This is a genomic window from Actinacidiphila polyblastidii, from assembly GCF_036353415.1.
Lineage (GTDB): Bacteria > Actinomycetota > Actinomycetes > Streptomycetales > Streptomycetaceae > Actinacidiphila > Actinacidiphila polyblastidii.
On sequence record NZ_JAZEWV010000002.1, the window covers coordinates 248,000 to 260,413 of the forward strand.

17 protein-coding genes are annotated in these 12,414 nt (G+C 67.8%); 10 read left to right on the forward strand and 7 right to left on the reverse strand.

Annotation, left to right across the window (positions count from 1 at the left end; translation table 11 throughout):
* Positions 1-8: 8 nt before the first annotated feature.
* From V2S66_RS04370 to V2S66_RS04390, 5 genes are all read right to left on the reverse strand, one after another.
* A complete protein-coding gene (locus V2S66_RS04370) occupies positions 9-857 on the reverse strand; it encodes an RNA polymerase sigma factor SigF (RefSeq protein WP_330793081.1) in 849 nt (282 codons plus the stop codon).
* 167 nt (positions 858-1,024) lie between these two features.
* Positions 1,025-2,032, reverse strand: coding sequence for an RNA polymerase sigma factor SigF (locus tag V2S66_RS04375; RefSeq protein WP_413966281.1), 1,008 nt, complete (start codon positions 2,030-2,032; stop codon positions 1,025-1,027).
* Positions 2,033-2,295: 263 nt separating this feature from the next.
* A complete protein-coding gene (locus tag V2S66_RS04380) occupies positions 2,296-2,589 on the reverse strand; it encodes a Dabb family protein (RefSeq protein ID WP_330793083.1) in 294 nt (97 codons plus the stop codon).
* A 52-nt stretch (positions 2,590-2,641) separates the two neighbouring features.
* Positions 2,642-2,806, reverse strand: a complete 165-nt coding sequence (locus tag V2S66_RS04385; protein ID WP_330793084.1) for a hypothetical protein — start codon at positions 2,804-2,806, stop codon at positions 2,642-2,644.
* 104 nt (positions 2,807-2,910) lie between these two features.
* Complete coding sequence (locus tag V2S66_RS04390) at positions 2,911-4,848, reverse strand: phospholipase C (RefSeq protein ID WP_330793085.1); 1,938 nt, start codon at positions 4,846-4,848, stop codon at positions 2,911-2,913.
* A gap of 844 nt (positions 4,849-5,692) precedes the next feature.
* Between V2S66_RS04390 and V2S66_RS04395 the strand changes: the two genes are divergently transcribed.
* The gene (locus tag V2S66_RS04395) at positions 5,693-7,033 is read left to right on the forward strand and encodes an AAA family ATPase (RefSeq protein ID WP_330793237.1); all 1,341 of its coding nucleotides are present in this window, start codon (positions 5,693-5,695) and stop codon (positions 7,031-7,033) included.
* Between the two features lie 77 nt (positions 7,034-7,110).
* Complete coding sequence (locus V2S66_RS34470) at positions 7,111-7,662, forward strand: RloB family protein (RefSeq protein WP_413966282.1); 552 nt, start codon at positions 7,111-7,113, stop codon at positions 7,660-7,662.
* A gap of 15 nt (positions 7,663-7,677) precedes the next feature.
* On the opposite strand, the gene V2S66_RS04400 is transcribed toward V2S66_RS34470, so the two are convergent.
* Together V2S66_RS04400 and V2S66_RS04405 are read right to left on the reverse strand one after the other, a co-directional pair.
* On the reverse strand, positions 7,678-8,190 hold the full coding sequence (locus tag V2S66_RS04400) for a GNAT family N-acetyltransferase (RefSeq protein ID WP_330793086.1): 513 nt from the start codon (positions 8,188-8,190) through the stop codon (positions 7,678-7,680).
* On the reverse strand, positions 8,187-8,969 hold the full coding sequence (locus V2S66_RS04405) for a GntR family transcriptional regulator (protein ID WP_330793087.1): 783 nt from the start codon (positions 8,967-8,969) through the stop codon (positions 8,187-8,189). The genes V2S66_RS04400 and V2S66_RS04405 overlap by 4 nt, the downstream gene beginning before the upstream one ends.
* A gap of 592 nt (positions 8,970-9,561) precedes the next feature.
* On the opposite strand from V2S66_RS04405, the gene V2S66_RS04410 reads away from it, so the two are divergent.
* Genes V2S66_RS04410 through V2S66_RS04445 form a run of 8 tightly spaced genes read left to right on the forward strand, consistent with a single transcriptional unit; the run spans position 9,562 to position 12,329 of the window.
* Entirely contained in the window at positions 9,562-9,858 is a 297-nt protein-coding gene (locus V2S66_RS04410; protein WP_330793088.1) for a hypothetical protein, read from the forward strand.
* Positions 9,855-10,160 (forward strand): hypothetical protein, encoded by a 306-nt coding sequence (locus tag V2S66_RS04415; RefSeq protein WP_330793089.1) that lies wholly within the window; start codon positions 9,855-9,857, stop codon positions 10,158-10,160. The genes V2S66_RS04410 and V2S66_RS04415 overlap by 4 nt, the downstream gene beginning before the upstream one ends.
* Positions 10,157-10,429, forward strand: coding sequence for a hypothetical protein (locus V2S66_RS04420; RefSeq protein WP_330793090.1), 273 nt, complete (start codon positions 10,157-10,159; stop codon positions 10,427-10,429). The genes V2S66_RS04415 and V2S66_RS04420 overlap by 4 nt, the downstream gene beginning before the upstream one ends.
* A complete protein-coding gene (locus V2S66_RS04425) occupies positions 10,426-11,337 on the forward strand; it encodes a protein spdB (RefSeq protein ID WP_330793091.1) in 912 nt (303 codons plus the stop codon). The genes V2S66_RS04420 and V2S66_RS04425 overlap by 4 nt, the downstream gene beginning before the upstream one ends.
* Complete coding sequence (locus V2S66_RS04430) at positions 11,334-11,648, forward strand: hypothetical protein (RefSeq protein WP_330793092.1); 315 nt, start codon at positions 11,334-11,336, stop codon at positions 11,646-11,648. Before V2S66_RS04425 ends, V2S66_RS04430 begins: the two co-directional genes overlap by 4 nt.
* A 1-nt stretch (position 11,649) precedes the next feature.
* Positions 11,650-11,841 (forward strand): hypothetical protein, encoded by a 192-nt coding sequence (locus V2S66_RS04435; RefSeq protein ID WP_330793093.1) that lies wholly within the window; start codon positions 11,650-11,652, stop codon positions 11,839-11,841.
* A 45-nt stretch (positions 11,842-11,886) separates the two neighbouring features.
* Positions 11,887-12,141 carry a hypothetical protein gene (locus V2S66_RS04440; RefSeq protein ID WP_330793094.1) on the forward strand — a complete coding sequence of 85 codons (255 nt, stop codon included), beginning with the start codon at positions 11,887-11,889 and terminating at the stop codon, positions 12,139-12,141.
* Positions 12,138-12,329: a DUF6257 family protein gene (locus V2S66_RS04445; RefSeq protein ID WP_330793095.1), complete on the forward strand. Its 192-nt coding sequence runs from the start codon at positions 12,138-12,140 to the stop codon at positions 12,327-12,329. The genes V2S66_RS04440 and V2S66_RS04445 overlap by 4 nt, the downstream gene beginning before the upstream one ends.
* Positions 12,330-12,414: the final 85 nt, after the last annotated feature.

Consider the following 12,414-nt stretch of genomic DNA (forward strand, 5'->3'; position numbering starts at 1 on the left):
TCCCGTCCTCACACCTCTGCCGTGAGCCCCTCGCGCAGCTGTGCCAGCGTGCGGGTCAGCAGTCGGGAGACGTGCATCTGCGAGATGCCCACCTCTTCGCCGATCTGCGACTGCGTCATGTTCGCGAAGAACCTGAGCATGATGATCTGGCGCTCGCGCGGCGGCAGTTGGGCCAGCAGCGGCTTGAGCGACTCGCGGTACTCCACGCCCTCCAGGGCGGTGTCCTCGTAGCCGAGGCGGTCCGCGAGGGTGCCCTCGCCGCCGTCGTCCTCGGGCGGCGGGGAGTCGAGCGAGCTGGCGGTGTACGCGTTGCCCACCGCGAGGCCGTCGACCACGTCGTCCTCGGAGACGCCGAGGCAGACGGCGAGTTCGGCGACGGTCGGGGAGCGGTCGAGCCGCTGGGACAGCTCGTCGCTCGCCTTGGTCAGCGCCAGCCGCAGCTCCTGGAGGCGGCGGGGGACCCGCACCGACCAGGACGTGTCGCGGAAGAACCGCTTCACCTCGCCGACGATGGTCGGCATCGCGAAGGTCGGGAACTCCACGCCGCGCTCGCAGTCGAACCGGTCGATCGCCTTGATCAGGCCGATGGTGCCGACCTGGACGATGTCCTCCATCGGCTCGTTGCGGCTGCGGAAGCGGGCGGCGGCATACCGCACCAGGGGCAGGTTCAGCTCGATCAGCGTGTCACGGACGTAGGTGCGCTCCGGGCTCTCCACCGGCAGTTCGGCCAGCCGCAGGAAGAGCGAACGGGACAGCGTGCGGGTGTCGATGGCCTCGCTGTGAATGCCGTGCGGAGCAACGTTCGGTGCGCTGATGTCAGCACGTAGCACCTTGGGACTGCCCACCTGTACGGACATGCCACCCCCTTGAGGTCGCGGACGGGTGTCGCGAGCGACGGTTGTTCCTCCTCTGGAATACCGGAGGGCCGCCCGCGACAAACGCGGTATCCGCAGAATGTCACATGTCGGCAACACGCTGTAGCGTCATGTCGACATATCAGTGCAGGCGGCCTCATCCCATGGGGTTACGCTTCGAGCTGGTTTGCGGACCTGAGCCGGGCGAAGCTGCGGGACAGCAGCCGTGACACGTGCATCTGGGAGACGCCGAGTTCCGCGCTGATCTGTGACTGCGTCAGGTTGCCGAAGTAGCGCAGCAGCAGGATGCGCCGCTCCCGCTCGGGGAGTTGGACCAGCAGATGGCGGACCAGGTCGCGGTGTTCGACGCCGCTGAGCGCCGGGTCCTCGTAGCCGAGCCGGTCCAGCAGGCCCGGGGCGCCGTCGCCCTCCTGGGCGGCCTCCAGCGAGGTCGCGTGGTAGGCGCGGCCGGCCTCCAGGCAGGCGAGCACCTCGTCCTCGGAGAGCTTCAGCCGCTCGGCGATCTCCACGGTGGTCGGGGAGCGGCCGTGCAGCACCGTCAGGTCCTCGATGGCGCCGCTGACCTGGACCCACAGCTCGTGCAGCCGCCGGGGCACGTGGACGGTCCGCACGTTGTCCCGGAAGTAGCGCTTGATCTCGCCGACCACGGTCGGCATCGCGAAGGTCGGGAACTGCACCCCGCGCTCCGGGTCGAACCGGTCGATCGCGTTGATCAGGCCGATGGTGCCGACCTGGACCACGTCCTCCATCGGCTCGTTGCGGCTGCGGAAGCGGGCCGCCGCGTACCGCACCAGCGGCAGGTTGACCTCGATCAGCGCGGCGCGCACCCGGGTGTGCTCGGGTGTGCCCGCCTCCAGTCCGGAGATCTGCTCGAACAGCACCTGGGTCAGTGCGCGGGCGTCGGCCGCGTTGGTGCTGGGCGGCCTGGTCCTGCCCCGCGGGTAGGGCCCCGCGGGGGCCGCCGGCGCGGCGGGCGCGCCCGCCGGTGTCATGGACGGCGGTGTCGTGGGCACGGCAGTCGTGGGCGCCGGCGCGGCCGCGGGCGTCGGCACGGGCGCCGGCACGGATGCCGGCGACGCCGATGGCGGCGGTGGTGTCGTAGGCGTTGTCGTGGACGTTGTCGTGGACGTTGACGCCGTACGGGCCGACACCGGCACACCACACCCCTTGATCGGTCCTCAGGTCCGCGAACAGCGGTCGCAAAAGCGGTCATAGCATCACAATTCATGTGTGCTTTGTGCAAGCACCGCATATTGCCGTGTTGTACGAACAGGGGTACGCCTCGCGGGCCGCGCGCGCCCGCGGCCGGGGTCGGCCGCCCGCGGCCGCGCCGTCGCGGGCACGGCGGAGCCCCCGGCGCGGGAGCTGCGCCAGGGGCTTCGGAGTGCGCCGGAAAGCGGCGGGAGGCCGGGAGGAACCGTCAGAACTCGTAGTCGGCGATCACCCAGGTGGCGAACTCCGCCCACGGCGCGACCGCCGCCCGGTGCGCGGGATGCTCCAGGTAGCGGCCCAGCGCGGCGGTGTCGGCGACCGAGGAGTTGATCGCGTAGTCGTAGGCGATCGGCCGGTCGGTGACGTTCCAGCCGCACTCCCAGGAGGCGACCTCGGGCACCAGCGCGCCGAGTTCGGCGAAGCCCCGCGCTCCGGCCGCCACCCGGGGTTCGTCCCGGGAGACGCCCTCGTTGAGCTTGAACAGCACCAGATGCCTGATCACGGGATGTTCCGCCTCCTCGGCGTCGTACGGCCCTGCCGGTCCGCGGAACCGGTCAGTTGGCCAGGTCGTGCATGAACTTGCCGATGCTCTTGGCCGCGTTGGAGATGCCCTCGAAGCCGACCTGGACGAGGTCGGCGGCGCGGGCCGGCTGGTCGATGATCGTGTACAGCACGAAGATCACCAGGACGTACATGGTGACCTTCTTGGCCTGTGCCATGCTCCCTTGCCCTCCCCAGCCGCGCCTGCGCACCATCGGTCACAAGTGTGCAATCGATGGAGTCTATCCACCGAACAGCGTAATCAGACGACCGATCAGGATCATCATCGGTTAAAACGACCGAGCCGTCCGGTGCGCCGCAGCACCCATGCGCCGGCCCCCGCGACCAGCAGCGCACCGGGCACCGAGACCGCCGCGAGCCGTGCGGCGCTCAGCGCGGGGCCGTCGCCCGCGGAGGACCGGACGGCGGGCCGCCGGTCGGGCAGCGCGGAGCCCTGCGCGCTCCCGTTCTTCGCCGCGTCGGCCGCCGCGTCCACCGCTCCCTCCGCCGCCCCCTCCATCGGCGCCGCGGCGTCCGCCGGCGCCCTGCCGGTCGGGGCCGCCGTGCCGGGCACGGTCATCCGCCCCGGCGGCACCCGCACCGGCACGGTCGCCGCGACCGACCCGTCCGCGGCGAGCAGCACCGCGCGCTGCTGCGGCCTGGCGAAGTCGAACATGCCCGCGAGCGAGCCGGCGTCCGCGTCGAAGGAGGCGTCGCCGATCCGGCCGGTCCCCCAGTTGTCCTCGATGAACCGCAGCACCGACGACTGGCCGGTCCTGGTGTGGTCCACCCGGCCGGCCCGCGCGTAGGGCGAGATCACCAGCAGCGGCAGCCGCGGCCCCGGCCCGCAGCGGTCCAGGTAGCCGCCCGCCGCCGCGGGGCCGCGCCGGCACATCGCGGTGTCCGCGCCGGCGTCCGTCGAGCCGTTGCCGATCGGCGCCATCACCTGGTCGTACCAGCCGTCGGAGTCGTCGTAGGCGACCACGATCGCGGTGCTCGGCCACTGCGCGGACTTCTCGATCGCGTTGATGTGCGTGGTCAGGAAGTCCTGCTCGTCCAGCGGGTCGGAGTAGCCCGCGTGGCCGTCCTGGTACGACGCGGCCTTCAGGTACGACACCGCGGGCAGGGCGCCCGCGGCCAGCGCCCGGTCGAAGTCCGCGAGGTCGTACTGGTGGTTGGCCCGGTCCTGGTGGCCGATCATCGCGGTCGAGGTCGGCGGCAGGTGGTGCGGGTTGGCGGTGGACCGGTAGTACTGGAACGGCTCGTGGTGCGGCGAGTAGTCGACGGAGGCGGCGCCGCCGATGTTGGCGTGCGTGGCCCCGCACACCGCCGCGCCGCCGGCGCCGCGCGAGGTCGGCGCGAAGCCGCCCTGGAACCAGCCCCAGCTGACGCCCCTGGCGTCGAGCAGGTCGCCGATGGTGCGGCCCTTCATCGCGGTGAGGTGGTCGGTCGCGGTGTGGTTGCCGTCCGAGCAGTCGTCGTAGGCCGGGTCGGAGTCGGCGTGGACGGTGCCGACGCCGGTGACCGGGTCGGGGCTGCCCACCGTGTTCGACGCGTCGGGCGGCAGCTGCCTGCCGGTGGTGGAGTCCACGGTGACGCCGCCGTGGGTGTTGCCCGAGACCAGGTCGAGAGCGCCCGGCGTGGACGGGCCGAAGACGTCGTCGAAGCTGTTGTCGCTCAGCGCGTAGTTCTGCGCGTAGTTCCACAGCGCCGTGACGGTGTTGCCGTCGAAGTAGTCCATGGTGAGCCCGGGGCTCCCGTACTGCCCCGAGCAGCGGTCGTTGCCGGTGTTCTGGACGAACCGGTCCATCGCGCCGTCGTGGTACGCCTTCTGCTCCGGCGTGTAGCTGTGGTTCTGGTCGCATGTCAGCGCCTGGCTCGGGGAGAGCCGGTGCGGCTGGTACTGGTTCGGGTTGTGCGTGAGCAGCCGGCCGCCGTGGCTGAGCAGGTTGACCGGGGCCGGCGTGCCGGGCCCGGCGGTGAACCGGGTGCCGTCGGTGTTCGCGGCTTTCGGGTAGGTGCCGAAGTAGTGGTCGAAGGAGATGTTCTCGTCGAACAGGACGACGATGTGCCTGATCGGCGACGCGGTCCGCGCGGGCCCGTGCCCGGCCGGCGCGGCGACCGCCCCGGCCGGAACGCCGAGCGCCGCCGCCGCGGCCAGCGCGGTGGCCGCCAGCGCGGCGGGCAGCCGCCGTCTGCGGGAGCGGGGGGCGAGGTGCATGGTGGTTCCCCTTGTCTCGGGCCCGCCCCTCCCGGAGGCTCGGCAGGGGCGGCCACATCGGACATATCGACTCCGTCGGAGTCATCGGGACACTTCCACGCTGCCGCCGCCACCGAGCGGCGACGTGCCGTCGCCCCCCGCGACGGTGACCGGTACGGGGCCGGGGGCGGGGGCGCGAGGGAGGGCGGGGACGTCACGGGGACCGGGCCGGAAACCCGGACGGAAACCGGTCCGGGCACGCGAACGCCCCGCCTGCTCAGGTGCGCGGGCGGGGCGTTCGTGCTGCTCAGAGCGGTAGCGGTGGGATTTGAACCCACGGAGGAGTTGCCCCCTCACACGCTTTCGAGGTCTGTGAACGGCCGTTCGAGGCGGTTCGTGGAAGTCTCACCTGGAGTGGACCACGATTGGCGGTCCCTCGCGAACGGTGGGGACCGTCGGTGAACGAGACGGGAACTGAGACGGAGCCTCGGCATGCGTACGCCCGACTAGGCCGAGTCGGCCCCCTACGGCCTTGGTTGTCGATCGGGGACGCTCTCCTGTACTGCGGCCTGCTGACTCCTGCGAGAGCATCAAGCGCGGTGGCGACCAGGAACGCGTCCGAGCGTCCGCCAGATATCGACGGGCTTTAAGTGGCACCCCATCTAACTCCTGCGTGGACGCGGCCGGTGGTAGGGCGCGGAGGCGGTGGGCATCGAGAGCAGCCGCAGGCGCGAGCATGTGTGCCTATTGCGAACACAGCCTGTCGGTCGCTTGAACCCCCTGCGCGTAGGGGTACAGTTTGAGTAGTCTATCTGTTGAAAATCATCCACACAGCCGATGAAACTACACCTTGGGCGGTGTGATCATGCTGCTTCGCTTCCGCGTCACCAACCACCGATCGATCCGGGACACCGTCGAACTCGTGTTGGCCAAGTCGACGTTCGAGGGAGCGAAACCTTCGGACGGTAACTGGAAATCTGTGACTAATCGGGTAGTTGGGATTTTTGGGTCAAACGCGTCAGGTAAGACAAATCTCCTCAACGCGGCAAGTTTTGCGCAGAAAGCTATTAATTCTTCTGCGGAATGGGGCGATAGGACGAAATTCCCCTATCGTCCGTTTGTTCTTGATGGCCACTCGCCTTCTGAAACTTCGGCATATGAGTTCGACTTCATCATGGGTGGCACTCGGTATATCTACGGGTTTGAAAGTAATTCCACGGGTATCCAGGGGGAGTGGCTCCACTCCTTCCCGGAGGGGCGCAGGCGTGTTCTCTTTGAGAGGACTGGTCCGTCTTTTGAGAGCATCACCTTCGGTCGGAACCTGAAGGGTGAGAACGTTAGAATTGCCCGCCGGATGGGAGCGATGAACCTATATCTCTCGATCGCGGCGGAATCTGGTCACAAAGAGCTTCGGCGGGTACACTACTATCTCGACCGGCATATTGAATATGCTGCCTATTCGGAATCGCAGCAACAAAATCGCATCCGATTTATCAAGCGTTGGATGGAAACCGATAAGATCAGGCGGCGAGCCGAAAGTCTCCTTAAGTTCGCCGATCTCGGAATCTCCCGTCTGTCCGTGGAAGATGTACCTATGGACGAGGAGAAGCTGCGAATTATCGCAAGCATCACAAAGATGTTGACCGAGAATTTGCCGCAGCAGTCAGCCGCATCGGGAAAAACTGCTGACGAACTAGTGGAAGAAGTCGCGGATGATCAGCGTCGCCGGATCAAGTTTTGGCACAAAGGGGACGGCCGGAATGACGGTTTCGTGCTTGAAATTGAGAATGAAAGTAGTGGAACTGTCGCATGGCTCTCGCTAGCGCTTCCGGCGATGCGGGCAATCGAAAACGGGTTGACATTCGTCGTAGACGAGATCGATGCGAGTCTCCATCCGCGGCTGACGGCCGCATTCATTTCCCTCTTCAAGGACCCAGAAATAAATGTCCTAGGCGCACAACTGATCTTTGCCTCCCACGACACATCGCTCATGGGGCATCTGGCCGGGGGCGCCCTGGAGAAGGAGGATGTGTGGTTCGCTGAGAAGGCTGCGGACGGAGCATCTGAGTACTATCCTCTGACTGACTTCCCTGTGAAGGCAGACCACAACCTGGAACGACGCTACCTTAGTGGGCGCTACGGTGCCGTTCCGGCTGTCTCCTGGGAAGATCTACGGGCTTCCTTGGTGGCTGGAGTTCATGAGTGAGTCGACGGCAGATCAGAGGGTCGCAGAAGATCAAGAAGTCTCATGGGGGAAGGCGGGAAGCCACAAAAATATTGGTTGTGGCTGAGGGGGAGAAGACGGAACCTCAATACTTCGAGGGACTCTCGTTGCATCTGAATGCGCAAGCGGTTCAGATAATTCGTCTAGAATCCGTTGGGCTGGGACGCGATCCCCTCCGCGTGGTCAATGCGGCTTTGAAGCTGCGCGACGTGGAGGAAAAAGAGGGTGACCCGTACGATGCGGTATGGTGCGTTGTCGACGTCGATCAACACGCAACACTCGAACCAGCATGTCACCACGCCAAGCGCAATGGGTTAGAGATAGCCGTCAGTAGCCCATGCTTCGAAGTGTGGCTACTATGGCATTTCCAGGAACATGCGGGATGGATTACGTCTCAGTCACTTTCCGAAAAGCTAAAGAAATTCGGATTCACCGATAAGAATCTACCCGAATCTTTCCCCTACGCCGAATACTCTAAGGCTAAGGTTCGCGCCGAGAGGTGTGCTGAAATTCGGCAGAGGCACGATCCACCCAATCCGAGTAGTTCGGTCTCTGCTCTGGTTGGCGTCTTGGCCGTTGCCAGTAAGCGAAGCCGGCAGTCGCACGGCTAGTCCGGCATTGCGCGGTTATTCGCGAAATAGGGACGATGGCCGCTGGAATAGGGCGCCTGATCCCCTATGCGGTAGGTCAATCAAACGGATCATCCTGAATCCCTGATCCTGGTAATATTGATGCAGGCCAGGGTTGTTTTTCCATGCGTCGAGCCGCAGCCACGCCTTACCTTCCTCGACGGCACGCGCTGATGCCCAATCCAGGAGTGTGCCTCCTATGCCAGCCCCGGAGAACTTGCGGGTGACAGCCATGCGATGCACATAGAGGGCGTCTCCCGGTTCGTCCTCCGGTGTCCAGAACTCCGGGTCGGCGTGGTCGTCGACCTGCAATGTGGCGACGGGGCGGCCGTCGACCTCAGCCAGGAAGACTTCGCCGCGGCGGAGTGCGGTCGTGATCCGGTCGCGGTGCGGGGGAAACTGCCACTGGTCGATGCCCCGAGAGGCGAGCCATTCGCTCACCTCTATGAGCAGGCTCTCGACGGTTGCGAGTTCATCGAGTCGGGCGGGCCGGATGTGCAGGTCGGTCATGCTTCCTCGTCCGGAGCTTCCCAGCGCCGTTCGTACGACACTACGTGCCGGTCCCCCGGCAGAGTTGTGACCGCCACGCGCACGGGCTTGCCGTCGGTGGTGAACCCCGTCGTCATGTGGATAGCGACTGGGCTTCCGGGCCCCAAGTCCAGCCGGTGCACCTCGTCCGGGACCGGCATCCGGACGTACAACTCGTCCAGCGCCCGCACCTGGCGGAACCCGAGGTCCGACAGCACCTCGTTCGCCCCACGCGTTATGTTCTCCGGTCGCATGATCTCGGAGTCGCGGACGATGGACAGCGGGAAGTAGCTGTCGTTCGTGTTGAACGGCTCCCCGTCTAGGTACCGGATGCGCCTGCGTACTGCGACCAGGTCGCCCGCCTTCAGCCGTAGCCGCTTGGCCACATCGGCCGGCGGCTCAACGATGGCCACTTCGATCTCCTGGCGCGGCTCACGGCCTTCCGCGCTGTATTCCGTCACGAAGGCGTCCATCTCCGGCGTGTACGGCCGCTTCCGGAACTCCGCCTGTGGCCGGAAGACCATCGGCTGACGCTGGCGCACGAAGTGCCCCTGCGGACGGGCTGAGACGACAAGACCCTCGTTGACGAGAAGGCCCAGCGCCTTGCGCACGGTCTCTCGCGAGACGCCGTACTGGTCTCGTAGCTCGGCCTCTGTCGGCAACTTCGCGCCGGAAGCCAGCTGTCCCGTATCGATCTGACCGCGGATGACGTCCGCAATCTGCTGATACATCGGGTTTCGCCCGAGTCGGTTCACGGTCACCCCTCAATCAAAGCCGCAGGTTGTAGGCATTGTCCAGTCAATGCGGGCATTGCCCTTGACGTCATGGGCCCGTCCTGCCAACATCCTCGTTGTAGACATTGTACGGACAATAGTTACAACGGCGGGCCCTTCTTTGGGCTGCCAGTTGCGGAGGGCGGGGACGCTGCAATCCCGCTAAAGGCCAGGTGAAACAGGGTTTCGGCCCGTACTGGCGAGGTGGCCCGGCGACCGCGAGCAACGGCCGGCGTGTGGGGACTGCGGTCCCCCTTGCAGTGCTTCACGCATGTCCGTGCCAGTGAGAGGAGATCCGCTGATGAGTCGCTTAAGACCATCGGGCGCCGCCGGTTTTGACCAGCCGTCGCGGTACTGCCCTGCGCGTCGTTGCGCGGTGCCGATCGAGGCGGGATAGCCGCCGGCACCGCGAGTGCGTGTCGAGCCCGCACGGGCCTGTACCGCACGCCGTTGGCGTCGCGGTCCGGGTCCGTGGCTGCTCGAACCGACAGCCGTAGCAAGAGGGCCGCCCCGGAGCTGGAACTCCGGGGCGGTCTTGTTCGGGCCGTTTCCGCGATCTTTCGAGGAGAGTGCACGACCCATGAGAAGTATCGTCGCTGGTCACGTGGCTGTCACCGCCACGGAGTTCGTTGAGCTGGCTCTTGGTACCCCGCTGGAGTTGTGGCTGGGTGTGGAGGGTGAGAGCGAGGAGGAGCGCGCGGCGCGTCAGGCTGCGGCGCGCGACATCCTCGCGGATGACCCGTCCCTGTTCGACCGCACGACCGCGCTGGCCGTGGAGACGATCGGCCTCACGATGCCGGAGCTGCTGACGCTCGCCCCGGCCCGCCCCATGGTTCCGGCGCGCCGCCGGCCGCGGGGGAAGCAGGTGGCGGCATGAGCCGGAAGTTCCGCGACATGGAGTCGCCGGAGGCTGCGTACCTGCGTGAGCAGGCCGCCGCGTCGGCACGGCAGTCCCGTCAGGCCGCTGCCGAGGAGTACGACGAGGGCGTCCGCGACGACAACGCTGTGTGGGCCATCGGTCGGGAGGGGCGGCGCGGTTACGACCCGCAGGCCGCCGCCGCTCACGCCGTCAGCCGTGACCAGCACTTCGATCGCGCGGCCCGCCACGAGGCGGACGCCGAGCGCCAGGAGGCAAACGCCCGGCAGCCGCAGCAGAAGAAGCGGTGGTGGCAGGCATGAGCCCTGAGACGCGCGCACTGCTGGAAGCGGTGCGAGAAGCAGTCGAGATCCCCTACCCGGCCACGGTCGGCGACGGCGAGGTTTACGCCCGGCTGCTGGAAGACCGGGTGGTGGACCTCGTCGTGTTCCTGCGCGGCGTGTTGGACGACTCCTTCGCCGGCAGCCTCGGGAACGACTGGTACATCGCGTACCTGCGCGAGCAGCTCGCGAAGAAGCCGCCCACCACCTACGCCCACTACCAGGCCCTTGGCGGGGGTGAGCGGCGATGACCCGCACCCGCAGGAACCTGCGCCGTGCGTTGACTGTGGCGCCGGCCGTGGCCATGACGCTGGTGTCGATGGTGCTGACGCTGGCGGTGGTGGTGATGTGGCTGGGCGCGGCGATGCCGTGGCCGGTCGCGCTGGTCGTCGGTCTGGGGCTGGACGGCGGTTGGCTTGCCACCCTGGCCTATGAGCGGCGTCTTGCCGCGCAGGGCGACCACTCCCGCCCCGTCACGCTGGTGGGTTGGTGCTTCGGCGCCGTGGCGACCGGTGTCCTGGTGGCGCACGCGCTGCTCGCCGAGGGTTCGGCGGGTGCGTGGCTGGCGGTGGCGTGGCTGCCGATCGCGGCGAAGGCGCTGTGGCTGGTGCACGGCCTGTGGGAGCGCACCGCCCTCACCACGACCGCGTTGGAAGCGATCCGCACCATTCAGCAGGACGCCCGCGATACCGCTGCGGTGGCGCGGGCCCGGCTGCGGGCGGACGCGACGACGGAGGAGACGCGGCTGCTGGCCGTGACGCAGGCCGGTGCGCGTGTCGCACGCGTGCAGGCCGCTACCGCCGCCGCCTTGTCGGAGGCGTGGGGTGTGCTGGACAAGGCGCGCAGCGGGGAGGACACCGCGGCGGCTTTGGCCAGTGTGACGACCCCGGTCACGCCGCAGTCACACCCGCGGTGGGAGCTGCCGGTGTGGGGCCCGGTCGAGCCGGTTGCCGCGCTGGAAGCGCCCGCCCTGACCGACGCGGACCTTGACGGGATCGTGGCCGCACTGCTGGCCGCGAGTACGCCCCCGCCGTCCTACCGCGAGTGCGCCGCCCGCTTCCGCGCCGCCGGCCACACCGCCGCGGAGGTCCGCCTGCGGGCCGCGTGGAAGCGCGTCACCGCCATAGGCGAGCAGCAGAGCGGAGGCACCTCGTCATGACCGACATCGGCAAGGCGTCGGCCGAAGCGGTCGAAGCGGCGAAGCAGGGCGATCAGTTCGCCCTGATCCTCGCCGCGCTGCAAGCCCAAGCCATGATCCAGGCGCAGCAGCAGCCGATCCCGCCGGCACCGGTGACCGTGCAGCCCTCGGGCGCGGGGACGGCGGGGAAGTGGCTGGCGATCTGTGCGGGCGGCTCGATGCTCATGATCACGGTCGCGTTCGCAGCGGTGGCACTCGCCATCGCGTGTGCGTGCATCGCGGTGGTGGTGCTGGTCGTCTACGGCATCTACCGCGACATCCGGAAGCGCTGACGTGCCGTTCGCCGCGGGCGACCGCGTGCTGATCGTGGCGTGCGCGGACGATCCGCGCGCCGCCGGCCGCACCGGCCGGATTGTCGACGCCGTGCCGCCCGGCCCGTTGACCGGCGGGCGGTGGACCGTGCACCGGATCGGCCCGCTGATCGGCCCGGTGCTGTACACCACCGAGGAACTGCGCAACCTCTGACCTCACACCCCACGGAGTGCCTTCGTGCTGCCCATCGGAACGCGCGTGACCGTGAAATCCGTCGATCACCTTGGCTTCGGCTACCCGCCGCGCCATCTGATCGGCCGCAGCGCCGTGGTGGCCGACCACCGGTACGGCATGAAACTGCTCGCCGACCTGACCGGCGTGGAACGGCTGACCGGCTACTACCTGTTCACCGACACCGACGTCACCGTCACCGGCAAGGGAACGGCGCCGGACGTGCTGCCCAGCTACCGCGTCAACGGCTACCAGACACCGCAGAACGGTGGTGCGCGGTGATCCGCACCCACCGCGACGACCCGCCCCTGACCGGCAGGGAAGCCGCCCGGGTGGCGTGGCTGGTCGCCCGGATGGCCAAGCGCGGCGTCGCCGGTGAGGACGTCGACCTCGCCGACTTGCAGGCCAAGTTGGACCGCGTCTTGGTCGGCGCCCGCAAGCGCGCCGACCGGGCCGCGAACCGCACGTAGCTTCGCCCCGGACCGACCGCCAATCCGCCAAGACAACCGGCCGGTCCGGGCCACCCCACTCCCCATTGCAGGAAGCAGGAGACCC